The sequence below is a fragment of the Paraburkholderia sp. BR10954 genome (assembly GCF_040965775.1).
GTDB classification, from domain to species: domain Bacteria; phylum Pseudomonadota; class Gammaproteobacteria; order Burkholderiales; family Burkholderiaceae; genus Paraburkholderia; species Paraburkholderia youngii.
Genome location: NZ_JBFRCK010000005.1, coordinates 1 through 22,092, shown reverse-complemented (window position 1 = coordinate 22,092; position 22,092 = coordinate 1). Strand labels below are relative to the sequence as shown.

Below are 22,092 nucleotides of genomic sequence, written 5' to 3'. Positions count from 1 at the left end.
CCAACATGTCCGCTGCGTCCACCCGGGTTTTGCACCGCAATCTGCCGATGCTGTTATTACGCGCTCGCGAAAAAATGATGGAGCGTTTTCGTCCGCTGATCACCGCGCACGGACTCACCGAACAGCAATGGCGAGTGATTCGCGCGCTCAACGAGCACGGCCCGATGGAGCCGCGCCAGATCTCCGACATCTGCACGATTTCGAGCCCGAGCATGGCCGGCGTGCTCGCGCGCATGGAGAGCATGGAGCTCGTGACGAAGGAACGTTTCGCGGAGGATCAGCGACGCGTACTCGTGTCGCTGACCGATACGAGCGTCGAACTGGTGCGGGTGATTTCGAAGGATCTCGAGGCGCACTATCGCGAACTCGAGCGCAAGGTGGGACCGGAGATCGTCGAGCGCGTGTATCGCGCGGTCGACGATTTGCTGGCGGGGTTGTCGGAAGAGGATGGGTGACGCGGCGGCTTACCAGCCGTAAAACCTCTGCCACGCGACGCTGCTGCCGTCCGGTGCGACCGCGTGATATTCGGGAAACTGTGCGCCGGTCGCGCATGCGTGGTTCGGCAGGATGCGCAGTTTCATACCGATCGGAAAGCGCTGCGCGATGTCGTCGCTCTGTGCATCGGCGTGCGGATCGGCCTGAGCCGCCGCAAGAATCCCGTGCTCCTGGTTGGCGCCGCTCACGACATAGCCCGGCAGCAACGTGCCATTGAGCAAACACGGCTGCCCATAGCCGAAATCGTGCGACTGCCGCGAGGTGCCGCGATCGCGGCTTAGCGCCATCCAGCCCGCGTCGAGAATCGCCCAGCCTTTGTCTTCCTGATGACCGATCACGGTCGTGAGTACGCTGAGCGCGATGTCGTCGAGCGTGCAAACGCCCACGTTGTGCATGACCAGATCGAACAGCACGTAGACGCCGGCCCGCACCTCTGTGACGCCTTCGAGATTGCGTGCGGCGAGCGCGGTCGGCGTCGAACCGACGCTGACCGCCGGACACGCGATGCCCGCTTCGCGCAGCCGCTCGGCGGCGCGCACGCAGCCGGCGCGTTCCTGCTCCGCGAGCGCGGCGAGCGCTTCAGGCGTATTCAACTCATAGCTCGAACCCGCGTGGGTCATCACTCCGCCGACTTTCACACCGTTCTCGTGCAGAATCCGCCCGACGTCGAGCAGCGTCTGCTGTTGAGGCTGGATTCCGGAGCGATGGCCGTCCGTATCGACCTCGATCCAGACCTCGAACGTTTCGCCGTGCTGGTCGCCGAATCCGGCAATCGCCGCGGCGGCGGTCGGGTTGTCGACCACCAGCTTCAGATCGCAGCCCTGACGACGCAGCGCGAGCGCGCGCGGCAACTTCGACGGAACCATGCTGACGGCGTACAGGATGTCGTCGACGCCGGCCGCGAAGAACGCTTCCGCTTCCTTCAGCGTCGATACCGTGATGCCGCGCGCGCCGGCGGCGATCTGCGCGCGCACGACGTCGATGCACTTGGTGGTCTTCACATGCGGCCGGAACGCGACGCCGAGCGCATTCATCCGCCCTTGCATCCGCGCGATGTTCTTCTGCATCCGCGCGACGTCGATCAACGCGGCCGGGGTTTCGATCTGTTCGAGTTTCATGTTTGCACCTGAGGAACGAGGTGAGGTTCCAGGGTCAATGACGACGATCGCGGCCAAAGCTTGCGAGCCACGGCACGAGCCCGTCGAGCGATGCCGCTTCGACCTCGGGCGCTTGCGCACCCGCAACGAGCGGCAGGCCGACCTGGTTGTGCCAGTAGGTCCGCAGACCCACGGCCGCGGTGCCGAACATGTCGTAGCTCGACCCGGCGACGAAGGCGGCGCGCCGCGGTTCGACGCCGAGCTTGTCGAGCGCGAGGCGGTACGGGAGCGGGTCCGGCTTGTAGACGCCGGCTTCCTCGGCGGTCACGATCGCGTCCCACCGCACAGGCAACAGCGCGGCCGCCTGCAAGCCGAGCCGCGTCGAGCAGTTGGTGACGACCGCGAGCTTGCAGTGCGGCGCGAGCGCGCGCAATGCATCGAGCGCGCCAGGCCACGGCTTCAGGTTCAGCCAGTCCGTTTCGAGCGCGTTCGCGGCCGCCTGGGACAAACCGACTTGCGAGGCGGCCTCCCGCACCAGTTGTTCGTAGGGAACGTAGCGGCCGCAGCCGTACGTCAGCCGCAGATAGGCGGCACGCCATACGCGGCCCGCTTCGTCGGAGCGTGCCGCGCGGTTCCACGAGGTCCACGAGTCGAGCAGGGCGGTGAGCAGGTCGAACAGGACCGCGTCGGGGTAGGCGGGGGTGTCGGTGGCGTGGGCGGCAGCAGTCATGATTGCATGTGGGCCGGCTGTTGAGGATGAGTCGATTATAGGTTTTCGACAAGTCGTCAGCGTTCAGACGGTATGAGTCTTAGATTCAGACCAACTGAATCATCGTCGCCACGGTGGCAGCGGCCTGAAGCGGCTTTGCAGATACTGCATGAAATGGCGCGTGCGCGCCGGCAGCCCCGTGCGCTGATGCGTGAGGGCGATCACGTTCGCATCCGGCGCTTTCCAGCCCGGCAGCAGACGCACGAGTCTGCCCTTCGCAAGGTCGTCTGCGACGTCCCATTCGGAGCGCAGAATCACGCCGCGTCCCTCGCAGGCCCATTGGCGGATCACGTCACCGTCGTTGCAGCTCAGATGCGCGGACACGCGCACGCTGCGGCGCGTGCGGCCCTTGCTGAACTGCCACAGCGACACGTCCTCGTTGTTTTCGCGCAGCACGATGCAGGGCAGCCGGCTCAACGCTTCCGGCGATTCGGCTTGGCCGATTCGCTTGACGAGCGCGGGCGCCGCGCAGACGAAACGCGCGTTCGGCGCGATCGTATAGCCGATCAGGTTCGACAGCGGCAGCTCGCCGATATGCACGACGATGTCGAAGCGATCGAGCGTTTCGGTCAACGGCCGGTCGGACAGCGTCAGCGCGACGTCGATATCGGGGTTCTGGTGCTGGAACTCGCCGATCAGCGGCGCCAGGTGGCGTCGTCCGAAACCGAGCGGCGCATTGATCTTCAGCGTGCCGACGAGGCCGCCGCGGCGAGTTTGCAGATCGTCGAACAACGCGTCGAACTGCGCGATCAGCTCGGCGCCGCGCTCGCACAGCAGCAGGCCTTCGTCGGTGAATTGCAGGCGGCGCGCGCTGCGGTTCACGAGCTGCGCGCCGAGCTTCTTTTCGAGTTGCTGCAGACGCTGCGTGACCGCCGACGGCGACAGCGCGAGCCGCCGCGCGGCGGCGATCAGGCTGCCGCTCGCGCGCAGTGTGAGCAGGAAGCGGATATCGGCCGAATCGTTCATCAGGGGAGGTGGGTGCAATGGCGGAGCGTGGAATCTCGCAGCATAATGCGTCCCGATCGATCACAGGGTAAAGTGGCGCTTCCGGTCTATCGATTCAATCATTGGAAGAGAAGTCCCATGTCGTTGCCTCATGAGTCGTCCGCGAACGACGCAGCGCCCAATATTTCGCTGAAACAGGCGGTTTTTCTGCATACCGGCTGGCGCAGCGCGGGCACGTGGGTGTGGTCGCGGCTGCGCGAGCTCCAAGGCGCGGCCGGTTTCTACGAGCCGCTCAGCAACGTGCTCGCCGATCTCAAGCTCGCCGACGTGCCCGCCTCGCGGCCGACCTTGACCTCGGGGCACCCGCCGCTCGCCGCGCCATACTTCGACGAATACCGGCCGTTTTTGCGCGAAGACGCGCGCGGCGTCGCGGGTTACGACCGGCGCTTCAGCATCGATCGCTTTACGCGCGAGCCCGATGCGACATTCCCGTCACTGCAGGCCTATTTGCGCGTGCTGGGCGCACACACGATCGAGCAGGGCCGCGTGCCCGTGTTCAAGTTTTGCCGCACGGGCGGTCGTCTGCCGTGGCTGAAGCGCGCGTTTGCCGAGGCGCTGCACGTGGGTGTGCTGCGCAATCCCGCGTCTCAGTTCGCGTCGGGTTGGCTGCTGCGGCAGCAATGGAGCAATGCGTTTTTTGTCGCCGCGCCGTTTCGCGTGCTCGGTCTGAATCAGATCGATCCGCTGGTGAGCGAGGCGATCGGCGCGTGCGGCGTGCGCCTGCCGCCACTGCCGCCGATGCCCGATGACGCGTATGCGCTCGCGTGCGAGCAGTTCGCGCGCACGGTGGACAGCGACAGCGCGTATCGCGCGTTCATTGCGTTGTGGATTCTCTGCGCGCTGCGCATGGGTGAGGGCGTCGATCTGCTGATCGATATGGAGCGGCTCGGCGAGTCGCGCGACTACGCGACCGGTCTGAGCGCCGCGTTCGGCGCGCAATGCGGCTTGGCACCCGACTTCACGAGCGCGCGCGATCTGGTCGTTGAAACGCGGCGCAGCGCGGCGCGCATGACGGGCATCGACGGCGGCGCGTTGCGCGCCGTGCACTCCGCCGCGCTGAAATTTCTGAAGACGCAGCCGGGTATCGACCCGGCCTTCGTCGAGGTGGTCCGCCACAAAATGGTGCTGGCCAACGAGCTGACCGAAACGTGGCGCTAGCCCGCCGCCGACACCGCCGCGCGCAGTCCGAGCAGATAGCTGTCCACGCCGAAGCCGCAAATCTGCCCTTTGACGATCTCCGCGAACACCGACTGATGCCGGAACGCCTCGCGCGCGTGAATGTTCGACATGTGGATCTCGACCACCGGAACGGTCAGGATCGCGAGTGCATCGCGAATGCCATAGCTGTAGTGCGTCCATGCGCCGGCATTGATCAGCACGCCGTCGGCGTTGTCGGTGAACGCCTGGTGAATGCGCTCGCACATCGCCGCTTCGCTATTGGTCTGAAAGCTGTCGACTCGCACGCCGAGCTCGTCGCCGAGCGCGCGCAGCCGTGCGTCGATTTCTTCGAGCGTGATGGTGCCGTATTGCGCGGGATCGCGCTTGCCGAACATGTTGTGGTTGATGCCGTGCAGCATCACGAATGTTTTCATAGAGCCATCCTGAGTGAACAACTGAATAATATCGACGCGACTTCAGCTCGTTTTAGTGGACCGCCGCCGCGACAGCGCGGGTCGTATCGACGACCGCGCCGGTCCTCGCCGCTTCGACGATCGCCTCGGTGATACGCAGATTCTGCAAACCGTCCTGCGCGCTGACGAGCGGCGGCTCCTTGCCGTGCATCACCCGCACGAAATGCTCGAGCTGCAGCTTTAGCGGATCGTCGCGCGTCATGTCGGCGACGCTGATGTCGAACGGCTTCCACCACGAGCGGTCCGCGGCTTTGGCGTAGGTCTTCAGACGCATCGTCGGTACCGCGAGGGAGCCAAAGGTGCCCGCGATCACGTAGCAGTCTTCGTCCGGATACGACGGATAGGCCTTGTTCTCTTGCGACGTTTGCTCCCAGCTGCGCGCGCTCGCGGCGGTATCGGACAGCATGAAGCTGCCGAGCGCGCCGTTCGCGAAGCGCAGGTTGATCGCGACCGTATCCTCGACCGGAAAGCCGCGCGTGGCATGCGACGAGAAGGCCTGCACGGCGACGATGTCGCCGCAGAGCATGCGCAGGTTGTGCACCTCGTGAATCATGTTCAGCAGAATCGGACCGCCGCCGGGCTGGCGCCGCCAGTCGGCGTCGGCGAAGTACTCGTCGGGTTTGAAGAACACCGCGCTGCCCATCACCGCGACGAGCTTGCCGAGCCGTCCCTCGTCGATCAGCTGCCGCGCGCGCGCCATGATCGGACTGTGCGCGCGATGGTGGCCGATCAGCAGCGGCACGCCGCTGCGCTCGGCGTCGGCGGCTAGCGTTTCCGCTTCGTCGACGCTCGGCGCGATCGGCTTTTCGAGCAGCGTCGGCACGCGCGCCGCGAGGCAACGCGACGCGTGTTCGACGTGCAGCTGGTTCGGCGTTGCGAGAATCACGCCGTCGGGGCGATCGCGTTCGAGCAGCTCGTCGAGCGTGCGGAACAGCGGCACGCCCGCCTCGGCCGCGAGCGCGGCGGCCGCGGGCGACGGATCGACGATCGCCGACAGCGTGCACGCGTCGCTTTGCTGCGCGACCGCCATATGAGCGCGGCCGATGTAGCCCGCGCCGGCGACGGCGATCCGGGTGCTGGTCATGAGCGGGTTCCCTGAAAGTACTGATTAGACGCGCTAACCGGCAAGCGGGCTCAAGCAACGGCCTTTTTTCCCGCGGCCATGCTTTGCGCGCGCATCGTTTCGTAGCTGAGCTTGTCCATCGGCACGACGTTCTTTTCGCCGAGGTCGCTGAGCCGCACACGGAAGTTCTCGCGCGCGCTCCATGCGGCGATCGCGCAGACGATCGTAATGCCGAACGTGATCGCGCCGATCGTCAGCGGCACGTTGTGCGATCCCGGCGGCGCGACGTACGCGAACAGAGCCGGCAGCAGCGCGGTGATCGTCGTGCCGATGTTCTGGCCGATCGCCATCGCGGAGACGCGCGAACGCGTCGGGAACAGTTCCGGGTAGAAGCTCGGGAAGATCGCGTTGTAGCCTTGATAGATGACGCCCCACATCAGGATCGACATCACCATCGCGAGCGGCACGTTGTGAATGCTGATCGCGTACAGATACGCGAAGGAAAGCAGCCCGGCGCCGAGCGAGCCGACGATGATCGGCAGACGCCGCCCGATCCGGTCGGACAGATTGCCCACGTACGGAATCACCAGCACCGCGACGATGTTGCCGATCACCGGAATCCACAGATACAGGCTCTTCGAAAAGCCGATCCCGTACGACGGCTGCACCGCGTAGGCCGCGCCGAAAATCGTCGCGACGACCGGGATCACGTTCATCAGCGAGCACAGCACGACGCGCAGCATGTCGCGCCAGTTGTACTTGAACGCTTCGACGATCGGCGAGCGCGGCACGCCGCCGCTCGCGCCTTCCTTCTCGAACGCGGGCGTTTCGTGGACTTCGCGGCGGATGATGTAGCCGGCGATCAGCACGATCGCGCTGAGCAGGAACGGAACGCGCCAGCCCCACGAGTTGAACGAGGCGTCGTCCATGTAATACGCGAGCGGCAGGAATACCGCGGCGGCGAGAATCTGCCCGGCCTGCACGCCTTGCAGCGTGAAGCTCGCGTAATAGCCGCGTCGTCCGAATGGCGCGTGCTCGAGGATCATCGAGCTGGCGCCCGAGATTTCACCAGCGACCGCGAAGCCCTGGATCAGCCGCAGCACGACGAGCAGCACCGGAGCAAGAAAGCCGATCTGGTGATATGTCGGCAGCAAACCGACCGCCATCGTCGATAGGCCCATCAGGAACATGCAGAGCAGCAGTACGTTCTTGCGGCCGTGTGTATCGCCCCAGTGCCCGAGCACGATTGCGCCGATCGGCCGCGCGACGTAGCCGACCCCGTAGGTTGCGAGCGATGCGACGATCGCGATCTTGGGGTTGCCGGAAGGGAAGAACAGTTGAGGAAAGATGAGCGCGGCGGCCTGCGCATAGATGAAGAAGTCGTAGTACTCGAGTGCCGAGCCGATCCAGCCGCTGGCGGTTGCCTTGCGCGCCTGCGAGCTATGCCCGCTACTTGCCGATGCGTTCGTTTGCATGTCGTCTCCTGAATGGGAAATGTTTTTGTCAGCTTCTACGGCTGAATCATTGGCGCTTTTAAACGGGCACCGCGCAAGCCAGGATTTTCCTGATCTCGTTGCCGCGGTGCAGCACAACGCGGCATGGTCGACGCATGTCATACGCCGCCGCAGCGCACTGCGGGTTAACCATGTCTCAGTGCGCGGGGCATTGGATTGAGACCGGCATTCAAACGACCGGCCCTTGCCCAACCAATCCGTTGGAGCTAGGGTAATAGCGTTATGCGCCGACACAATGCGTCCAGATGCAAAATCAGAATGCGCTCACAGCCACGAATGAATCCTTCCTGCGCGATCTGCAGCTGTTCTGTCATATCGCGCGGCGCGGCAGTTTTGTCGCGGCCTCGACCGAGATGGGGCTGTCGCCGTCGCATGTGAGCAAGCGCATCGCAATGCTCGAAGCCGGTCTGGGCGTGAAGCTGTTTCAGCGCACCACGCGCCGCGTCAGCGTAACGAGCGACGGCGAAGCCGCGCTGCAATGGGCGCAAAAAATTCTCGATGACGTGCAGGGCATGGCCGACGCGTTCGCCGATCGCCGCACCGAGCTGAGCGGCCTGTTGCGCATCAGCACGAGTTTGCGGCTCGGCCGCAAGCACGTGTCGCCGATTCTCGCGATGCTGCGCGAGCGTCACCCGAACCTCGAAGTCTGGCTCGAACTGCTGGATCGGCGCGCGGATGTGGTCGGCGAGAACTTCGATATCGACGTGCGCGTGGGCGAAGTGCAGGAGCCGCATCTGATCGCGCACAAGATGGTGGAGAGCGCGCGCATTCTGTGCGCGTCACCGGCTTATCTCGAGCAGCATGGTGCGCCGGTCGAACTCAACGATCTGACCGGCCACGATTGCCTGCTGTTTCGCGGCCGCGACGACCGCTTCGGGGTCTGGCGTCTCAGTGGGCCGCACGGCGAAAAGAGCGTGAAGGTGACGGGCACCGTCGCGTCGAACCTGAGCGACATCGTCGTGCAGTGGGCGAAGCAGGGCTACGGGATCGTGATGGTGTCGGTCTGGGACGTGGCCGAGAGCCTGCGCGCGGGCGAACTGGTGCGCGTGCTGCCCGACTATCAGCAAGCCGCCGATGTGTGGGCGGTGACGGCCGAGCGCTTGTCGTCGTCGGCGCGCATTCAGGTGTGCATCGAGTTTCTCAGGGAGCAGTTGACACGCGGACCGTATGCACTGGTGACGCGCGGCGTGGGCGGATTCTGAACAGCGCCTGCGTGGGTCCGGCGCTCACCGCTTGGGTGTTTACACGCTCGAAGCCGTATCCTCTTCCGCCGCGTCGAGCTCGCTGCGCTGAAGCGTCGTGACGGAGTCGGGAAACACCGTCGCGGCCGTGCCGGGCCGCGGGTCTTCGATGCTGTAACGCAGGCGCCAGCCTTCACGATAGAAGCGCAACTGCCGGTATCGCATCAGATAGACAAGACCGACGAGCGCCGCGCCGAAGCCCGATGCCGCGCCGACGCCGAGCGCCCAGCGCGGGCCGAAACGGTCGGCGACCCAGCCGACCACCGGCGCGCCGAGCGGTGTGGTGCCGAGCGCGATTGCCAGCAGGATCGCGATGACGCGGCCGCGCATCGCGGGCTCGGTGGTCAGTTGCACGAGGCTATTGGTCGAGGTGGTGAAGGTCTGCGTCGACACGCCGATCACGACAAGCACGATGCCGAACAGCACATAGTTCGGCATCAGCGCGGCTGTCGTGCAGCCGATGCCGAATATCGCGCCCGCGCCGAGCAGCAGCCCGATCGTGGGCCGCGCGCGGCGCGCGGCGAGCAGTGCGCCGGTGACCGAGCCGATCGCCATCGTCGAACTGAGCAGGCCGTACTCGCTGGCGCCGGCACGGAACGCGGTGACGGACATCGTCGAGATGAAGATCGGGAAGTTCAGGCCGAAGGTGCCGATCAGGAATAGCATCAGGAGCGCCGCCTTCAGATCGGGACGCGTCCACACATATTTGAAGCCTTCGACGAAGCTGCCGCGCGAGCGCACATTGCGCGGCTTGATATGCAACTGGTCGAGCCGCAGCATGCGCAGCGCGCCGAGCACCGCGACGAACGACAGCGCATTGATCAGAAACACCCAGCCGCTGCCCACCGACGCGATCAGCAGACCCGCGACCGCTGGGCCGAGCATACGGGCGGCGTTGAACGACGTGGAGTTCAGCCCGACCGCGTTGGCGAGATCGCGCTCGCCGACGAGGTCGGATACGAAGGTCTGGCGCGCGGGGGAATCGAACGCGGTCACGCAGCCGAGCAGCCCAGCGAACACGTAGACCTGCCAAAGCTGCACGAGCCCTGTGACCGTGAGCAGACCGAGCGCAAGCGCCAGCGTGCCCATCGCCGTCTGCGTCGCGAACAGCAGCTTGCGGCGATCGAAGTGATCGGCCGCGTAGCCGGTGAGCGGCAGCAACAGCATCTGCGGGCCGAATTGCAGCGACATCACGATGCCCACCGCCGTCGCGTTGTGATGCGTAAGCTCGGTGAGCACGAGCCAGTCCTGCGCCGTGCGCTGCATCCACGTGCCGATGTTCGAGACGAGCGCGCCGCTCGCCCAGACACGATAGTTGAATATGCGCAGCGAACGGAACGTGGTGCTCACGGCAGGGGTGTCCTCAACGCGGGGTGCGCTGCATGGGGGTAGTGACTCGCTTTAGTTCGGGCTTTAAGCACGCGAGCGTTCGAGCAGCTCGAGCACTTCCTGCGTCGTGCCGGTTTCGCCCAAGCGCGGGAAGATGCGCGTGATGCTGTTGTGGTGCGCGTCGGCGTTCAGATCGGTCATCGCGTCGACGACGAGGGTGACGTTCAGGCCGGCCTCGCTCGCGAAACGCGCGGTCGATTCGACGCCGATGCTGGTCGCGATACCGACCAGCACCACTTGCGTGACGCCTTGCTGTTGCAGATACGAGGCCAGATCGGTGTTCGTGAAGGCGCCCCACGTGCGCTTGGTGACCAGATGGTCCGACGGCTGCTGCTTCAGTTCGGGCAGCAGATCGGCGAAACCGGCCGGGAAGTCGGCGGAGTGGCGACCCTGCTCGGTGCGGCCCGGTGCGCCGGCGGTGACGTTCACGAGCACCACCGGCAGGCCGTGGCGGCGGAACGCGTCGAGCAGCGTAACCGTGCGTTCGACGATCTCGCCGGCCGAATGGGGCGCGGTGGGCAATGCGACGACGCCGCGCTGCAGATCGACGACGATCAGTGCGGTTTTGGCATCGAGAGTAGTGAGTGCCATGAGGTGCTCCTGCGATTGACGAGTTACAGATCGACGAGGCGTTTCAGCAGATCGACGCCCGTCGCGAGCTGTTGCTGTTCGGCTTGCGTGAAGCGCGTTTGAATCGTGCGATACAGCCAGTCTTCGCGTGCCGCGCGGCTCGCCTTGACCTTCTTGCGAAAGGACGGAGTCAGCGATAGGACTGTCTGCCGTCCATCGTTGGGATCGGGCGCGCCGTTGACGAGCCCCGCGGCTTTCAATGCCGCGAGCGTTTCTCCCATCGACTGCGGACGCATGCCGTGCGCACGCGCGAGCGCGGTGACTGTGGCCGGGCCTTCGCGTTCCAGCAAATTCAGCACCTGCACCTGCGACGGCGTGAAGTCGCCGACATGCGACTCCTCGCGCAGACGCCGGCGTAGCTTGCCCACCAGCACGCGCAGGTCTTCGGCCAGCGTATGGAGTTCTTCCGGCGTAACGGGGAGAGGGGACTTGCTCATGCGATTAGCTCGCGCGATGACATGATGTGAAGGTATCCTGCTAAGGCTACCTTCTTATTTCGCTCGGGTCAAGATTTGATGTGACGGGACGCCGTACGCGAGGGCGGCGCGACGAACCGCTCAACGCGCCCGCATCCTCCGGTTGAAAAAGCGCCATGCCGCGGCGCCGGCCAGCATCGCACCGCCGAGCGCGAGGCCCAGCAACACCAGCGAACTCAGATGCTCGCGCACCACCGGCACGTTGCCGAACAGATAGCCGGCCGCGATCAGCGACACGATCCACAGCGCCGCCCCGGCGGTGACGAACGTGACGAAGCGCGAGAACATCATTTGCGACACGCCCGCGGCGAACGGCGCGAACGTGCGCACCACGGCGATATAGGGTGAAAGCAGAAAGGTCAGGCGGCCGCGCGCCTCGCTGAACGCGTGGGCGCGGCTCAGCGCATTGCGGTTCAGCCAGTAGTAGTTGCGGGTGTAGACCTTGTCGCCGACCGCGTGGCCGATCGCATACCCGACGATGCTGCCGGCCACCGTCGCGACGAACAGCACGGGCGCGATGATCCACACGTTCAATGCACCGGTGGCCGCGAGCGCGCCGCAGATGAATATCAGTGGATCGCCGGGCAGAAAGAACAGCGGCAGAAAGCCGTATTCGACGAACACGACAACGAACAGCAGTGCGTAGATTGCCGTGCCGAATTGCACGATCAGTGCACTCAGGTGCTGGTCGAGGTGGAGCGCGATCTGCAGCACATTCATCAGGTTCATGTTGCATGAGCCTCAGGTGGCGTTCGGATCTGATGAGTGTAGTCCCGCGAGCGTAGGTGCAGGGCGCTTACGCGAGTTTATGTCGTTTGCCGCTTGTCGGTGTTGCCGCACCGATGTCAAACTCGGGTGATCTTTATCAGATGCAACGCCATGTCGCACGACCCCGCCATCACCTTCCGTTATGCCGCGCCGCACGAAGCGGAAACGATTCGCGCCATCGAATTCGAAGCGGGCCTGCGTTTCGTCGGCGTCGGCATGACCGGAATCGCCGACGCACAGCCGATGGCGCGCGAGGTCGTCGAGCGCAAGATCGAAGCGCGCGAGATCATCGTCGCGCTAGATCAGCAGGAAATTTGCGTAGGCTTCTTGATGTTCGAGCCGCAGCCGACGCGCATCTACGTTCAGGAGCTCGATGTACTGACCTCGCACGCGGGCAGACGCATCGGCGCGGCATTGATCGAAGAGGTCGCGCGAATCGCGCGCGCGCGAAAATTGACGCAACTCATGCTGTCGACGTATCGCGACGTGCCGTGGAACGCGCCGTACTACCGGCGGCTCGGTTTTCGCGACCTCACCACAGCTGAACTCGACGCGTCGTTGCTCGCGCGGCGCGACGCGCATATCGCACGCGGGCTCGATGAGTCGAAACGGGTTTTCATGCAGCGCGATCTGGTCTAGCGCGCAAAAAAGCGGCGGGCGTGGCTGAAATTCAGTCACGCCCGCCGCTTTGCCATTTCATACAGCGGACATCAGCCCGCTATCACTGCCGATTGCACCGCTTCCAGCGCCGGATAATCGGTGTAGCCGATTTCACCACGCGCATAGAACGTCGCCGGAACCGGCTTGTTCAGCGGCGCATCTTCAGCGAAGCGGCGCACCAGATCCGGATTCGCGATGTACAGCTGACCCCAGGCCACCGCATCCGCTTCACCGGCGTCGAGCACCTGCTGCGCGGTTTCCTTCGTGAACTTTTCGTTCACGATGTACGGGCCGCCGAACGCTTCCTTCAGCTGCGGGCCGAGGCGGTCGTCGCCGAGCGCTTCACGCGCCGCGATAAACGCGATCTTGCGCTTGCCGAGTTCGCGCGCGACATAGCCGAACGTTGCTGCCGGATCGGAGTCGCCCATCGTATGCGCGTCGCGGCGCGGCGCGAGATGCACGCCGACGCGGTGTGCGCCCCACACGCTGATGCAGGCGTCGGTGACTTCGAGCAGCAGACGCGCGCGGTTCTCGATCGGGCCGCCGTAGGCATCGGTGCGCTTGTTGGTGCTGTCCTGCAGGAACTGGTCGAGCAGATAGCCGTTCGCGCCGTGCACTTCGACGCCGTCGAAGCCCGCGGCCTTGGCATTTTCCGCGCCCTTGCGGAATGCTTCGACGACACCGGCGATTTCATCGAGCTCGAGCGCGCGCGGCGTCACGAACGGACGCTCGGGACGCACGAGGCTCACGTGACCGCCGGCGGCAATCGCGCTTGGCGCGACCGGCAGCTCACCGTTCAGGAACACCGGGTCCGAAATACGGCCCACGTGCCACAACTGCAGGAAGATCTTGCCGCCCGCGTCGTGCACGGCCTGCGTGACGAGTTTCCAGCCTTCGACCTGCTCCTGCGACCAGATGCCCGGCGTGTCCGCGTAGCCGACGCCCTGCGGCGTGACCGACGTCGCTTCGCTGAGGATAAGGCCGGCGCTCGCGCGTTCGGCGTAGTAGCGCGCCATCAGCGCGTTCGGCACGCGAATTTCCTCGGCGCGCTGACGCGTGAGCGGCGCCATGATGATGCGGTTCGGCAATGTGATATCGCCAATTTGCAGCGGATCGAAAAGAGTCGGCATGAGAGTTCACCTTTGGCGGCGGGCAGGGCCCGAGCCTCATAAAACTGCGTGAAAAAGGAAACGCGGCGATGCGAGTGCGGTGCTCAGAGCGTGGTGTTCATGTATTCGAGGAACGCCTGGATGACGGGCTCGTTGCGTTTGAAAAACACCCATTGACCGACCCGTTTCGACGTGACGAGCCCCGCACGCTGCAACGCGGCGAGGTGCGCCGACACGGTGGACTGCGACAGGCCGCAGCGCGCGTCGATCTTGCCCGCGCACACACCGTGGTCGAGCGGCAGTTCCTGATCCGCGAAATGCACTTGCGGCTCACGCAGCCAGCCGAGAATCTCCCGGCGGACCGGGTTGGCCAGCGCTTTGTGGATCGCGTCGAAATCGGGCGTCATGTGAATGGTTTCAGGTGGTTCGATAAGCGGCACGCGGTATCACGTGCACGACATGCATCGCTACGGAACGAATCATATATCGGATCTTCGCGATATGGGTGAAAGCACTACTCTGAATGGGGCGATAGGTTTTGACAAGACAAAAAGTTGAAACTTCGCGAGGGCCCGATTGCGGCGAACGCGCTCGTTTCGCTTCGCATTGAAATAGGGCGAAACTAGCGTAAGGCTGTTCGGCAACGAAGTGATACATATAATTCGGGAAGGACAATTGAAAGTCGACTTTGTCCACCACCGCTTCGCCTAACAATTCGTTGATGACATATCGAATCCCTAAGAAATATTCGGAGCTGATGGAGCGTTTGGTGTCGCGATAAGACCATCAAAAAGCCGCACAAATTGGCAGATTTCGTAACACGTTCCGACCGAAGCCCGTGACGTTGTTTCCAACATGACATTTCACTGGTGAGAATTAACTCACATAGGAGAAGTTGCGATGTGGTACTCTTTTTTTCTGCGGCTGACTGCTTTGCTTGCCCTTGCGTCGTCGTCCCTGCATGTGGGGCTGGCCTTGGCGCAGGAGCGCGAGGCTCCAGTCGTCGGCACGCGACCCGCGATCAGCGCGCTGACAGCGCAACCGGCCACACCCGCATCTGGAGCATCATCTGGCGCAGCGGCCGACAGCGACGTGCAAGGCTATGTCGCCGAACTGATCCAGATGATTCACGACGCGAAGCTGACGGAGTTGCGGACGACGTACAACGGTAGTTACGGCGCAACGCTCTTCTTCTATCCCCAGGAAATGACATACTACGTTGCGTTGTTTCAGGATCGCCACTTCTGGCGTGTTATCAAGTCGCAGGACGAGGCACGTGCCGAAGCAATCTATGCAGGCTTCGTGCAGCAGACTGCGCAATTAGCAGAAGTCGAGATTCGTCGCACGCAATTGGAAGCGCAAAACGCGTTTCTCAATCGAGGGCTCGCACAGTCAGCGGACCGCGCGCGGCGTCTGCAGGCCGATCTGGATGTTGCCCGCACGCAGCAGGCGCAGGTCGACGATCGTCAGCGTCGAATGCAGGCCGAGGCAACTGTACTGCGCGCGGAAAAGGTGCAAGCGCAGGCGCAATTGCGCGAACTGCAACGTCAGGTCGATACACTGCAAAGGCAGAATGAAGCCGGTTTGCCGGGCGCAAAATAGATCCGCAGCAATCTTGCGAGCCCGCGCTCGATGGCTTCCTCCTCATGCTTGCTTCCGGGTGTCTGGGTGATTCGTGTACTGTATCGAGCGAGTGTTAGTCAGCGCACTCGAAGTGGGAACGGTCGAAAGTTGTGTAGCGGCTTAACGTCTATTGTCTCGGTCTCGATATGAAACATAGTCATGCCGATAGAAACGAGCCGTCAATGAGAGATGGTTTTTTTCCTTGCAATTTCGAATACATAGGCGGGTTCGAAGAACTGTCTTTCTATGACTTCCGGATCCTTGATGCTCTTGCTCATTGCGAATAGTGGTCGAGCCATGCACAAGGTCAATCCGCAAAGCGACGATCGATTAGGAGATCATTTTGCGGAGGGCGATGTGATAGAGCTCGTTGAGAGTGGTGTCGTACAACCGTAGCGACGATACCGTTGATTTGCAGCGACTTCATATGTAGCCGCGTGCTCACAGTCGTTTCGCCTAACCCAATGCTCGTCAACGCGGGTTTGCCATCTGCGTGCGGATCTCCCCATCACCTTTCGTTGTCCCGGTACGGTTGCCCGGATGAAGTTCTCAACCTGACCAAATCATTGGGCGGTGTGATTCTCTGGACCCGATACCACGAACACGAGGTATTTAGGACGTTTCTTATTATTTTGCTGAGTGTTTTGAGAAGATGCCTGATCCTTCGTCAGCGTTAATAGGTCTAGGATCTATCTACGGTGCAGATTAAGGATGCGAGTGGCGATAGAGCATGCGCTAGTACTTGCAACCGACCAGTGTCAGGTCTGTCCAATCAAACCGAGGTGTGGGCTCTTCTTGCCGAGTGGTCTTATGCAGTTCGTTGTCCCGCGTGCACGAGATTCTGGGCAGGGTGAATCCATAGAGGATATCCGCACAGGCAGGGGCGTCGTGAGGTGATACCCGGAATCGATGGATGCGTAAAAACTCCAGCTACGGCTTACCACTAACACATTCGTTCCAAAAACGCACTTTGAATCATCAAATATAGCGCGCATTGCTAGGCATTTGAGACCACATTGGTGGATGGGTCTCGCGAAACACCGTTTCGACACACCCCCATGCGCTCATGAAATTTTGCCGTGAGGCGTTGCGAGAAAACCGATGTTGACGATTCCCCTTACTGCAGTCGAGGGCACAATGGCGTTGCCAAGTTCACGACCGTTTGCAAGCCTGCCTGCTTCTTTTGGACACGAATGGATGCCACTGCCTTCTCGCTTTAGTTTGCGTCCTGAGGTCATCGGATTCTATGGCGCGTTGTCACGAACGTTCTGTCTAAGTGCCGTAGCAATCAGATCGATGTGCCGGTGGGAGCAGCTGTGCCCTGAATCGAGCGCGCGCATCCATGCCGATGTTGACTTACCAGCGGGCTTGGTCACTCCCGCGGCAAGTGCACCGAAACCAGCGTCCGGATGCATCGAGGTGCCGCACGGACAGCCCCGTTTAATACGCCGACGTGTAATCGCAGAGAGCGTAGTTGCAACGGGCGGAATAGTGCTCGTGGCATGGATTGCGCTGAGGGCCATGTCGGTTCCTCCCGCGCAGACCGTTGCAAGGGCTGATGTCACCCCTTTGGTGACTGTACCGTCGGCTCGCAGTTCGGCGCAAACGGAGGCGTGGATGCCGGTGAAAGGAAGCTCAGCCGCCCTTTCGCGCAACTACGGAAACGAAGCCGCGAGCAGGAATATTAGTTCCGCTAGAGAATCGGTATCTCAGCGTATTGGTGCAGTTACCGTTCGTCGGGGTAACGGCGGTGCGGCTCGCCCGGCAGTTCGCCCCGTTGCGACATCAGCAGCAGGGCATCATTCACCGTCCTCGACGAAATGGGCCGCGGTCGACCACTATGCATCCGCCGCAACCGGGGTACGCCTGCTCCCAAGCGACGGCATGCCGATTTCGTCACGGGCGGTGCGAACGGACGACTCTGGCTGGATGGATAAAATGCAACATCGTCGTATCACGGATGTGCCTCGACGATTCGCCGGGTAAGCATAGGTCATTGAGTTGATGATGTAGACAACCCACTCCTCGTGCGCTGCGCGTCGGCAATGGAAACGAGAAGAAGATCATGAGATGTACGGTTCGGTCCACGACAAGCTCATTGTTGAGGCGAATACAAGTGCTGTCATGTCGCCGGGGAAGTAGTCGGCAACTTTTCGCAATCAGGTGGCGCCTTCACTCGCAGAAGCATTGAATTCGATCGGCAATGAAGAAGTTCTGTCTGTGACTAGCGACGAGCCCGCCGGCGTCATCCGCCACTGACTGGAGGCGAGCGCGTTGTCAGATGGAGCCGGGATACAACGTGGTGCGTAGCCCCTCTCGCATTGACGTTCCAATCAAATAATGTCCGAAAACCGATCGGACCAGCGAGGCTCACTTATCCATGGTGTAACGACGCGCTCTTGTCCGAGGCCTCGGTTAAGACACCGCCCTATTGAAAGACGGCTAATAGGAATCGGCCCATTTCGTTTCTGTATATTTTAAGACGTGCCCTGTTTTTACAGTTGGATTGGATCCGTAAAATTCTGGTTGATGTCATCGCTTCACGCTCGGATGGGCCAGCGGCGCAGCGAACGGATGTTTGGGATGCAATCTAACGCCTTCTCTGGCATGCGAATGGCAACATCGCGAACTGGCGAAATTGAGTCAGCGAAATCGCCGATTGTCTACATCTGAGCACAGAGACAATCGAATCGCGGAAAAATGCGTAGACCTACAAATTTGGTACCTATGTGATGGCGACTTGGTGCGCTACGGAATAAAAAAACATTCCGTCCGGAACCTGTGTCTTGCTGCGGCGCGTCTAATCGGGACGATGCATGAATTTCCCGATTTTTAGTGAAAATTAAAGGAAAATTTATTTTTACGTGGGCGTGATTCAAGTTTTATAGATAATCGAATGTTATAAACCTCCGTTGGGCTCGATGAAGTTACGATTTTTGCAACCGGGGAAAACCACGAGTGAGAAAAAGTGATGAAACAAGACAGATTCGCAAGCATAAGAGAATTGCTAATCAGGTTCGCGAAACTTTCCCGGCGTCAGCAGAGTGATTTTCTGTCTACCGTAACCGATTTCATGTTCGAGTCGCCAAAATCAAAAAAGCAGATGCTTCTTGAATGGGAAAGACAGTCCATCTGCGGGGACTCGCGATTGGTTGGAAAAAACGGGGATTAGCAAACGCTGTTCGCGGTTGTTCTCGATACAGTCGGGCCAAAGGCAGGTGCGCCGATGTGGTTCGTCAAGCGAAATGCGCTGACCCCGGGGCCGAATAGAACCAGCGCGCAGCACGGCGAACAGGACGTTGCAGCCTTGCAGTGCCGGCGCGTGGGGGGCGTCGCTTTGGCGCTGGGCCGGAGCGATCTTGCTGCCGTAACACGTTCGATAGAACAGATCTCGCAAGACCGCGAAGGCGCACAGGAGCAGGCGCACTTGGATATTCTTGCTGCCTCGTCTGGACAGACGCCGCCGATCGAAGAGCCTGAGTCTTAGGTAACTGGCGCGAAGTCAGCATAGTTGGCCATCGTCAATTCGTCTCGCTCACGAGCAGCGATGGGTAGCGCACGCCGGGTCTCGCGACGCTAGGGGCTGGGCCCGCTGCGAAACCGGCAAAGCATATGTACTGTCGAACACGCTCCCAGAGCTTTTCCTCCTACGCGTCGCGTTGCGCACAGCAATCCTGACCCGGTGCGCGGGTCCTTCAAGGCAATCGTTCGCAACCGTCTACCGCGGATCTCGGTGCGCGGCAGGTTCAGATCAACCGGTAGCTAACACAATAGAACGCCGACAGCGACGAAGATGTCCGCCGCACGCCCTGAAAGTTGCCGCCTCCATTTCGCGATCTGGTTCTGACGCACATCAAGCTGCTACGCCCGTTCGACCAGTGTCTGCTCCCCTTTGACCGTTTCGATTCGAATGCCGCAAGCGCGTTCGTCGGGTCTTCTTTGTCATCTTCCAGGTCTTGATGCCGACGTTGTCTCGGGGGTTCACAGCTGGGGAATTCCATCTATCGAGCTCCCCGAATTGTTGGTGGAAATTTTTGTGCCTTTTTAATTAATTTTCCATTGCGGGAAAGTATCGAGATCAGCGGGTGAGCAATTTATCGACAGAGATCTCGTTGCGGCTTTGTCCTATGTTCAATTTGGCGACTTTAGGACGATGCTGATTATATTTGCTGCACAAGAAAAATAAGATCATCGGTAATTTCGGCGGGGAGCAAATCGGTTTCTTTCCTGCGTCATTGATAATTTTTTTTTGATGATTTCGGTATGTCAATTTCACATTTGCGCGCATCGATCCCGTGATGCAGGTCTGAATAGCGCTCTGCGCTTATCGGAAAGTCGATTCGTAAATTCGTGACAAATTGCAGTGCTGAAGGAAATTAACTTTTTTATCGTGGTGGTCAAAGGTGCGGACGGTGAACGCGGACGGCGCCGTCTTGGCGCCGAACTAAAACGCGAGCGGCACGACGGTCGACAACTTGGGTGACGCGGTCGCCACATAGCCGCATACATGAATCTATTTTTTTGAACTGGAGAATATTGATGAACAAGTCGTACAGGAGTATTTGGTGCGAGAAGACCGGCACTTTCGTTGCCGCGGCCGAGACCAGTCGGGCAAAAGGCAAGAAGCCGTCGTCGGGCGTCGTCGCCACCGCGATCGCGTCTGCTGTGGGCGTGGCCGCATTCATGGCGCCGCAGATGGCGCTGGCGTTGACCCATGGCTCGAGTTTGGTCCTGTGTAACCAGTCTGCAAACTCAGGGGGGGGCTATAGTTGGGGGCCGGGCGGCACAAGCAAGCAAGTCGGTTGTGGTCCTGGCTCTAATCCCTTCGGTGATGGCACCCAGTCTTTCCAGCTCGGCAATGCCGGCAACGACAGCGGCGCCGCCAACGGTGAAGCGCAGACCGCCTATGTCGCAGGATTCTCCGATGGCACCCTGGTGCTGGGGGGGACCAACGGCGTCCACGTGCGTAGCGAAATGGATATGGACAATTACAAAATAACGAATGTCCGCCAAGGCGCAGTGTCGGCGACCAGTAAGGACGCGATAAATGGCTCGCAGCTGTACGCGACGAACCAGTCGATCGCCGACCTGGATGACCGGGTGACGAACGTGTACGAGAAGGGCACGAAGTACTTCCACGCGAACTCGACGGGTACGGATTCGTCGGCGCTGGGCAAGGACTCGGTGGCAATCGGTATGGGTGCGGTGTCGAACAACGCGAACGACGTGGCGCTGGGCGCTGGCTCGATGACGTCGGCTGCGGTGAGTCCGAGCGGCACGTCCATCCGCGGTACGAACTACTTCTTTGCCGGTTCGAATCCGACTGGCACGGTGAGCGTGGGCAGCGTGGGCAAGGAGCGCACGATCACGAACGTGGCCGCGGGTCGCCTGAGCGCGACGAGCACCGATGCGGTCAATGGTTCTCAACTGTATGCGACCAACCAGGCAATTGAGAAGATCAGCCAGGATGGCGCCGGCGGCGGGACGGATGCGCTGGCGGTGCATTACGACGATGCCGCGAAGGGCACGATCACGCTGGGCGGTGACAGCAATGGCACGAAGATCAAGAACGTGGCCGCAGGTGACCTGTCGTCGACGAGCAAGGACGCGGTGAATGGTTCGCAGCTGTACGCGACGAACCTGCAGGTGGACCAGAACACCAAGTCGATCACCAACCTGGGCGACCAGGTAACGAACGTGTACGAGAAGGGCACGAAGTACTTCCACGCGAACTCGACGGGCGCGGATTCGTCGGCGCGGGGCAAGGACTCGGTGGCAATCGGTATGGGTGCGGTGTCGAACTACGCGAACGACGTGGCGCTGGGCGCAGGCTCGACGACGTCGGCTGCGGTGAGTCCGAGCGGCACGTCCATCGGCGGCACGACCTACTTCTTTGCCGGTTCGAATCCGATTGGCACGGTGAGCGTGGGCAGCGTGGGTAACGAGCGCACGATCACGAACGTGGCCGCGGGTCGCCTGAGCGGGACGAGCACCGACGCAGTCAATGGCTCGCAGCTGTACGCCACGAACCAGCAGGTGGACCAGTTGAGCCAGGACATAAAGAATGGCGCCGGCGGCGGGACGGATGCGCTGGCAGTGCATTACGACAATGCCGCGAAGGGCACGGTCACGCTGGGTGGTGACAGCAATGGCACGACGATCAAGAACGTGGCCGCAGGTGACCTGTCGTCGACGAGCAAGGACGCGGTGAATGGCTCGCAGCTGTACGCGACGAACCTGCAGGTGGACCAGAACACCAAGTCGATCACCAACCTGGGCGACCAGGTAACGAACGTGTACGAGAAGGGCACGAAGTACTTCCACGCGAACTCGACGGGCGCGGATTCGTCGGCGCGGGGCAAGGACTCGGTGGCAATCGGTATGGGTGCGGTGTCGAACAACGCGAACGACGTGGCGCTGGGCGCAGGCTCGACGACGTCGGCTGCGGTGAGTCCGAGCGGCACGTCCATCGGCGGCACGACCTACTTCTTTGCGGGTTCGAATCCGATTGGCACGGTGAGCGTGGGCAGCGTGGGTAACGAGCGGACGATCAAGAACGTGGCCGCGGGTCGCCTGAGCGGGACGTGCACCGACGCAGTCAATGGCTCGCAGCTGTACGCCA

General features: G+C 61.8%; 18 protein-coding genes and 2 pseudogenes. 8 read left to right on the top strand and 12 right to left on the bottom strand.

The genetic code is table 11. The annotated features are described in order from the left end of the window. The first annotated feature begins 47 nt into the window (after positions 1-47). Positions 48-455, top strand: a complete 408-nt coding sequence (gene hpaR, locus AB4Y34_RS09400) for a homoprotocatechuate degradation operon regulator HpaR (protein ID WP_176380979.1) — start codon at positions 48-50, stop codon at positions 453-455. A gap of 9 nt (positions 456-464) precedes the next feature. Here the strand turns inward: hpaR and AB4Y34_RS09395 are convergent, their stop codons facing one another. The 3 genes from AB4Y34_RS09395 to AB4Y34_RS09385 form a co-directional block, all read right to left on the bottom strand. Further along, on the bottom strand, positions 465-1,613 hold the full coding sequence (locus AB4Y34_RS09395) for a DSD1 family PLP-dependent enzyme (RefSeq protein ID WP_368715856.1): 1,149 nt from the start codon (positions 1,611-1,613) through the stop codon (positions 465-467). 34 nt (positions 1,614-1,647) lie between these two features. Continuing rightward, entirely contained in the window at positions 1,648-2,322 is a 675-nt protein-coding gene (locus AB4Y34_RS09390; RefSeq protein WP_368715855.1) for an HAD-IA family hydrolase, read from the bottom strand. Between the two features lie 99 nt (positions 2,323-2,421). Next, positions 2,422-3,327 carry a LysR substrate-binding domain-containing protein gene (locus AB4Y34_RS09385; RefSeq protein ID WP_176380976.1) on the bottom strand — a complete coding sequence of 302 codons (906 nt, stop codon included), beginning with the start codon at positions 3,325-3,327 and terminating at the stop codon, positions 2,422-2,424. 117 nt (positions 3,328-3,444) lie between these two features. Between AB4Y34_RS09385 and AB4Y34_RS09380 the strand changes: the two genes are divergently transcribed. Beyond that, positions 3,445-4,524: a hypothetical protein gene (locus AB4Y34_RS09380; RefSeq protein ID WP_368715854.1), complete on the top strand. Its 1,080-nt coding sequence runs from the start codon at positions 3,445-3,447 to the stop codon at positions 4,522-4,524. Here AB4Y34_RS09380 and aroQ read toward each other — a convergent pair. The 3 genes from aroQ to AB4Y34_RS09365 are packed head-to-tail and all read right to left on the bottom strand — an operon-like array spanning position 4,521 to position 7,535. After that, on the bottom strand, positions 4,521-4,958 hold the full coding sequence (gene aroQ, locus AB4Y34_RS09375) for a type II 3-dehydroquinate dehydratase (RefSeq protein ID WP_013091411.1): 438 nt from the start codon (positions 4,956-4,958) through the stop codon (positions 4,521-4,523). The genes AB4Y34_RS09380 and aroQ overlap by 4 nt on opposite strands. Before the next feature lie 52 nt (positions 4,959-5,010). Continuing rightward, the gene (locus AB4Y34_RS09370) at positions 5,011-6,081 is read right to left on the bottom strand and encodes a Gfo/Idh/MocA family protein (RefSeq protein ID WP_368715853.1); all 1,071 of its coding nucleotides are present in this window, start codon (positions 6,079-6,081) and stop codon (positions 5,011-5,013) included. Between the two features lie 50 nt (positions 6,082-6,131). Next, positions 6,132-7,535 (bottom strand): MFS transporter, encoded by a 1,404-nt coding sequence (locus tag AB4Y34_RS09365; RefSeq protein WP_368715852.1) that lies wholly within the window; start codon positions 7,533-7,535, stop codon positions 6,132-6,134. A gap of 284 nt (positions 7,536-7,819) precedes the next feature. On the opposite strand from AB4Y34_RS09365, the gene AB4Y34_RS09360 reads away from it, so the two are divergent. After that, positions 7,820-8,776: a LysR family transcriptional regulator gene (locus tag AB4Y34_RS09360; protein WP_368715851.1), complete on the top strand. Its 957-nt coding sequence runs from the start codon at positions 7,820-7,822 to the stop codon at positions 8,774-8,776. 39 nt (positions 8,777-8,815) lie between these two features. Here AB4Y34_RS09360 and AB4Y34_RS09355 read toward each other — a convergent pair whose 3' ends face one another. The 4 genes from AB4Y34_RS09355 to AB4Y34_RS09340 all read right to left on the bottom strand — a co-directional run bounded on the left by AB4Y34_RS09355 (position 8,816) and on the right by AB4Y34_RS09340 (position 12,039). Continuing rightward, positions 8,816-10,165 carry an MFS transporter gene (locus tag AB4Y34_RS09355; RefSeq protein WP_176380973.1) on the bottom strand — a complete coding sequence of 450 codons (1,350 nt, stop codon included), beginning with the start codon at positions 10,163-10,165 and terminating at the stop codon, positions 8,816-8,818. 63 nt (positions 10,166-10,228) lie between these two features. Next, a complete protein-coding gene (locus AB4Y34_RS09350; RefSeq protein ID WP_368715850.1) occupies positions 10,229-10,795 on the bottom strand; it encodes an isochorismatase family protein in 567 nt (188 codons plus the stop codon). Between the two features lie 23 nt (positions 10,796-10,818). Then, positions 10,819-11,271, bottom strand: a complete 453-nt coding sequence (locus AB4Y34_RS09345) for a MarR family winged helix-turn-helix transcriptional regulator (protein WP_176380971.1) — start codon at positions 11,269-11,271, stop codon at positions 10,819-10,821. A gap of 120 nt (positions 11,272-11,391) precedes the next feature. After that, positions 11,392-12,039 carry a VTT domain-containing protein gene (locus AB4Y34_RS09340; protein ID WP_176380970.1) on the bottom strand — a complete coding sequence of 216 codons (648 nt, stop codon included), beginning with the start codon at positions 12,037-12,039 and terminating at the stop codon, positions 11,392-11,394. Between the two features lie 150 nt (positions 12,040-12,189). Here AB4Y34_RS09340 and AB4Y34_RS09335 point away from each other — a divergent pair, with 150 nt between their 5' ends. After that, positions 12,190-12,717, top strand: a complete 528-nt coding sequence (locus AB4Y34_RS09335; RefSeq protein ID WP_368715849.1) for a GNAT family N-acetyltransferase — start codon at positions 12,190-12,192, stop codon at positions 12,715-12,717. Positions 12,718-12,788: 71 nt separating this feature from the next. On the opposite strand, the gene AB4Y34_RS09330 is transcribed toward AB4Y34_RS09335, so the two are convergent. Next, complete coding sequence (locus AB4Y34_RS09330; protein ID WP_368715848.1) at positions 12,789-13,868, bottom strand: alkene reductase; 1,080 nt, start codon at positions 13,866-13,868, stop codon at positions 12,789-12,791. 83 nt (positions 13,869-13,951) lie between these two features. Further along, on the bottom strand, positions 13,952-14,254 hold the full coding sequence (locus AB4Y34_RS09325) for a helix-turn-helix transcriptional regulator (protein WP_176380967.1): 303 nt from the start codon (positions 14,252-14,254) through the stop codon (positions 13,952-13,954). A 493-nt stretch (positions 14,255-14,747) separates the two neighbouring features. On the opposite strand from AB4Y34_RS09325, the gene AB4Y34_RS09320 reads away from it, so the two are divergent. The 4 genes and pseudogenes from AB4Y34_RS09320 to AB4Y34_RS09305 all read left to right on the top strand — a co-directional run. Then, a complete protein-coding gene (locus tag AB4Y34_RS09320) occupies positions 14,748-15,449 on the top strand; it encodes a DUF2968 domain-containing protein (RefSeq protein WP_368715847.1) in 702 nt (233 codons plus the stop codon). Between the two features lie 3,247 nt (positions 15,450-18,696). Beyond that, complete coding sequence (locus tag AB4Y34_RS09315; RefSeq protein WP_368715846.1) at positions 18,697-18,957, top strand: hypothetical protein; 261 nt, start codon at positions 18,697-18,699, stop codon at positions 18,955-18,957. 1,052 nt (positions 18,958-20,009) lie between these two features. Next, positions 20,010-20,093 (top strand): annotated as a pseudogene (locus AB4Y34_RS09310) (ESPR domain-containing protein); the annotation flags it as partial. 357 nt (positions 20,094-20,450) lie between these two features. After that, positions 20,451-22,092 (top strand): annotated as a pseudogene (locus AB4Y34_RS09305) (adhesin); the annotation flags it as partial.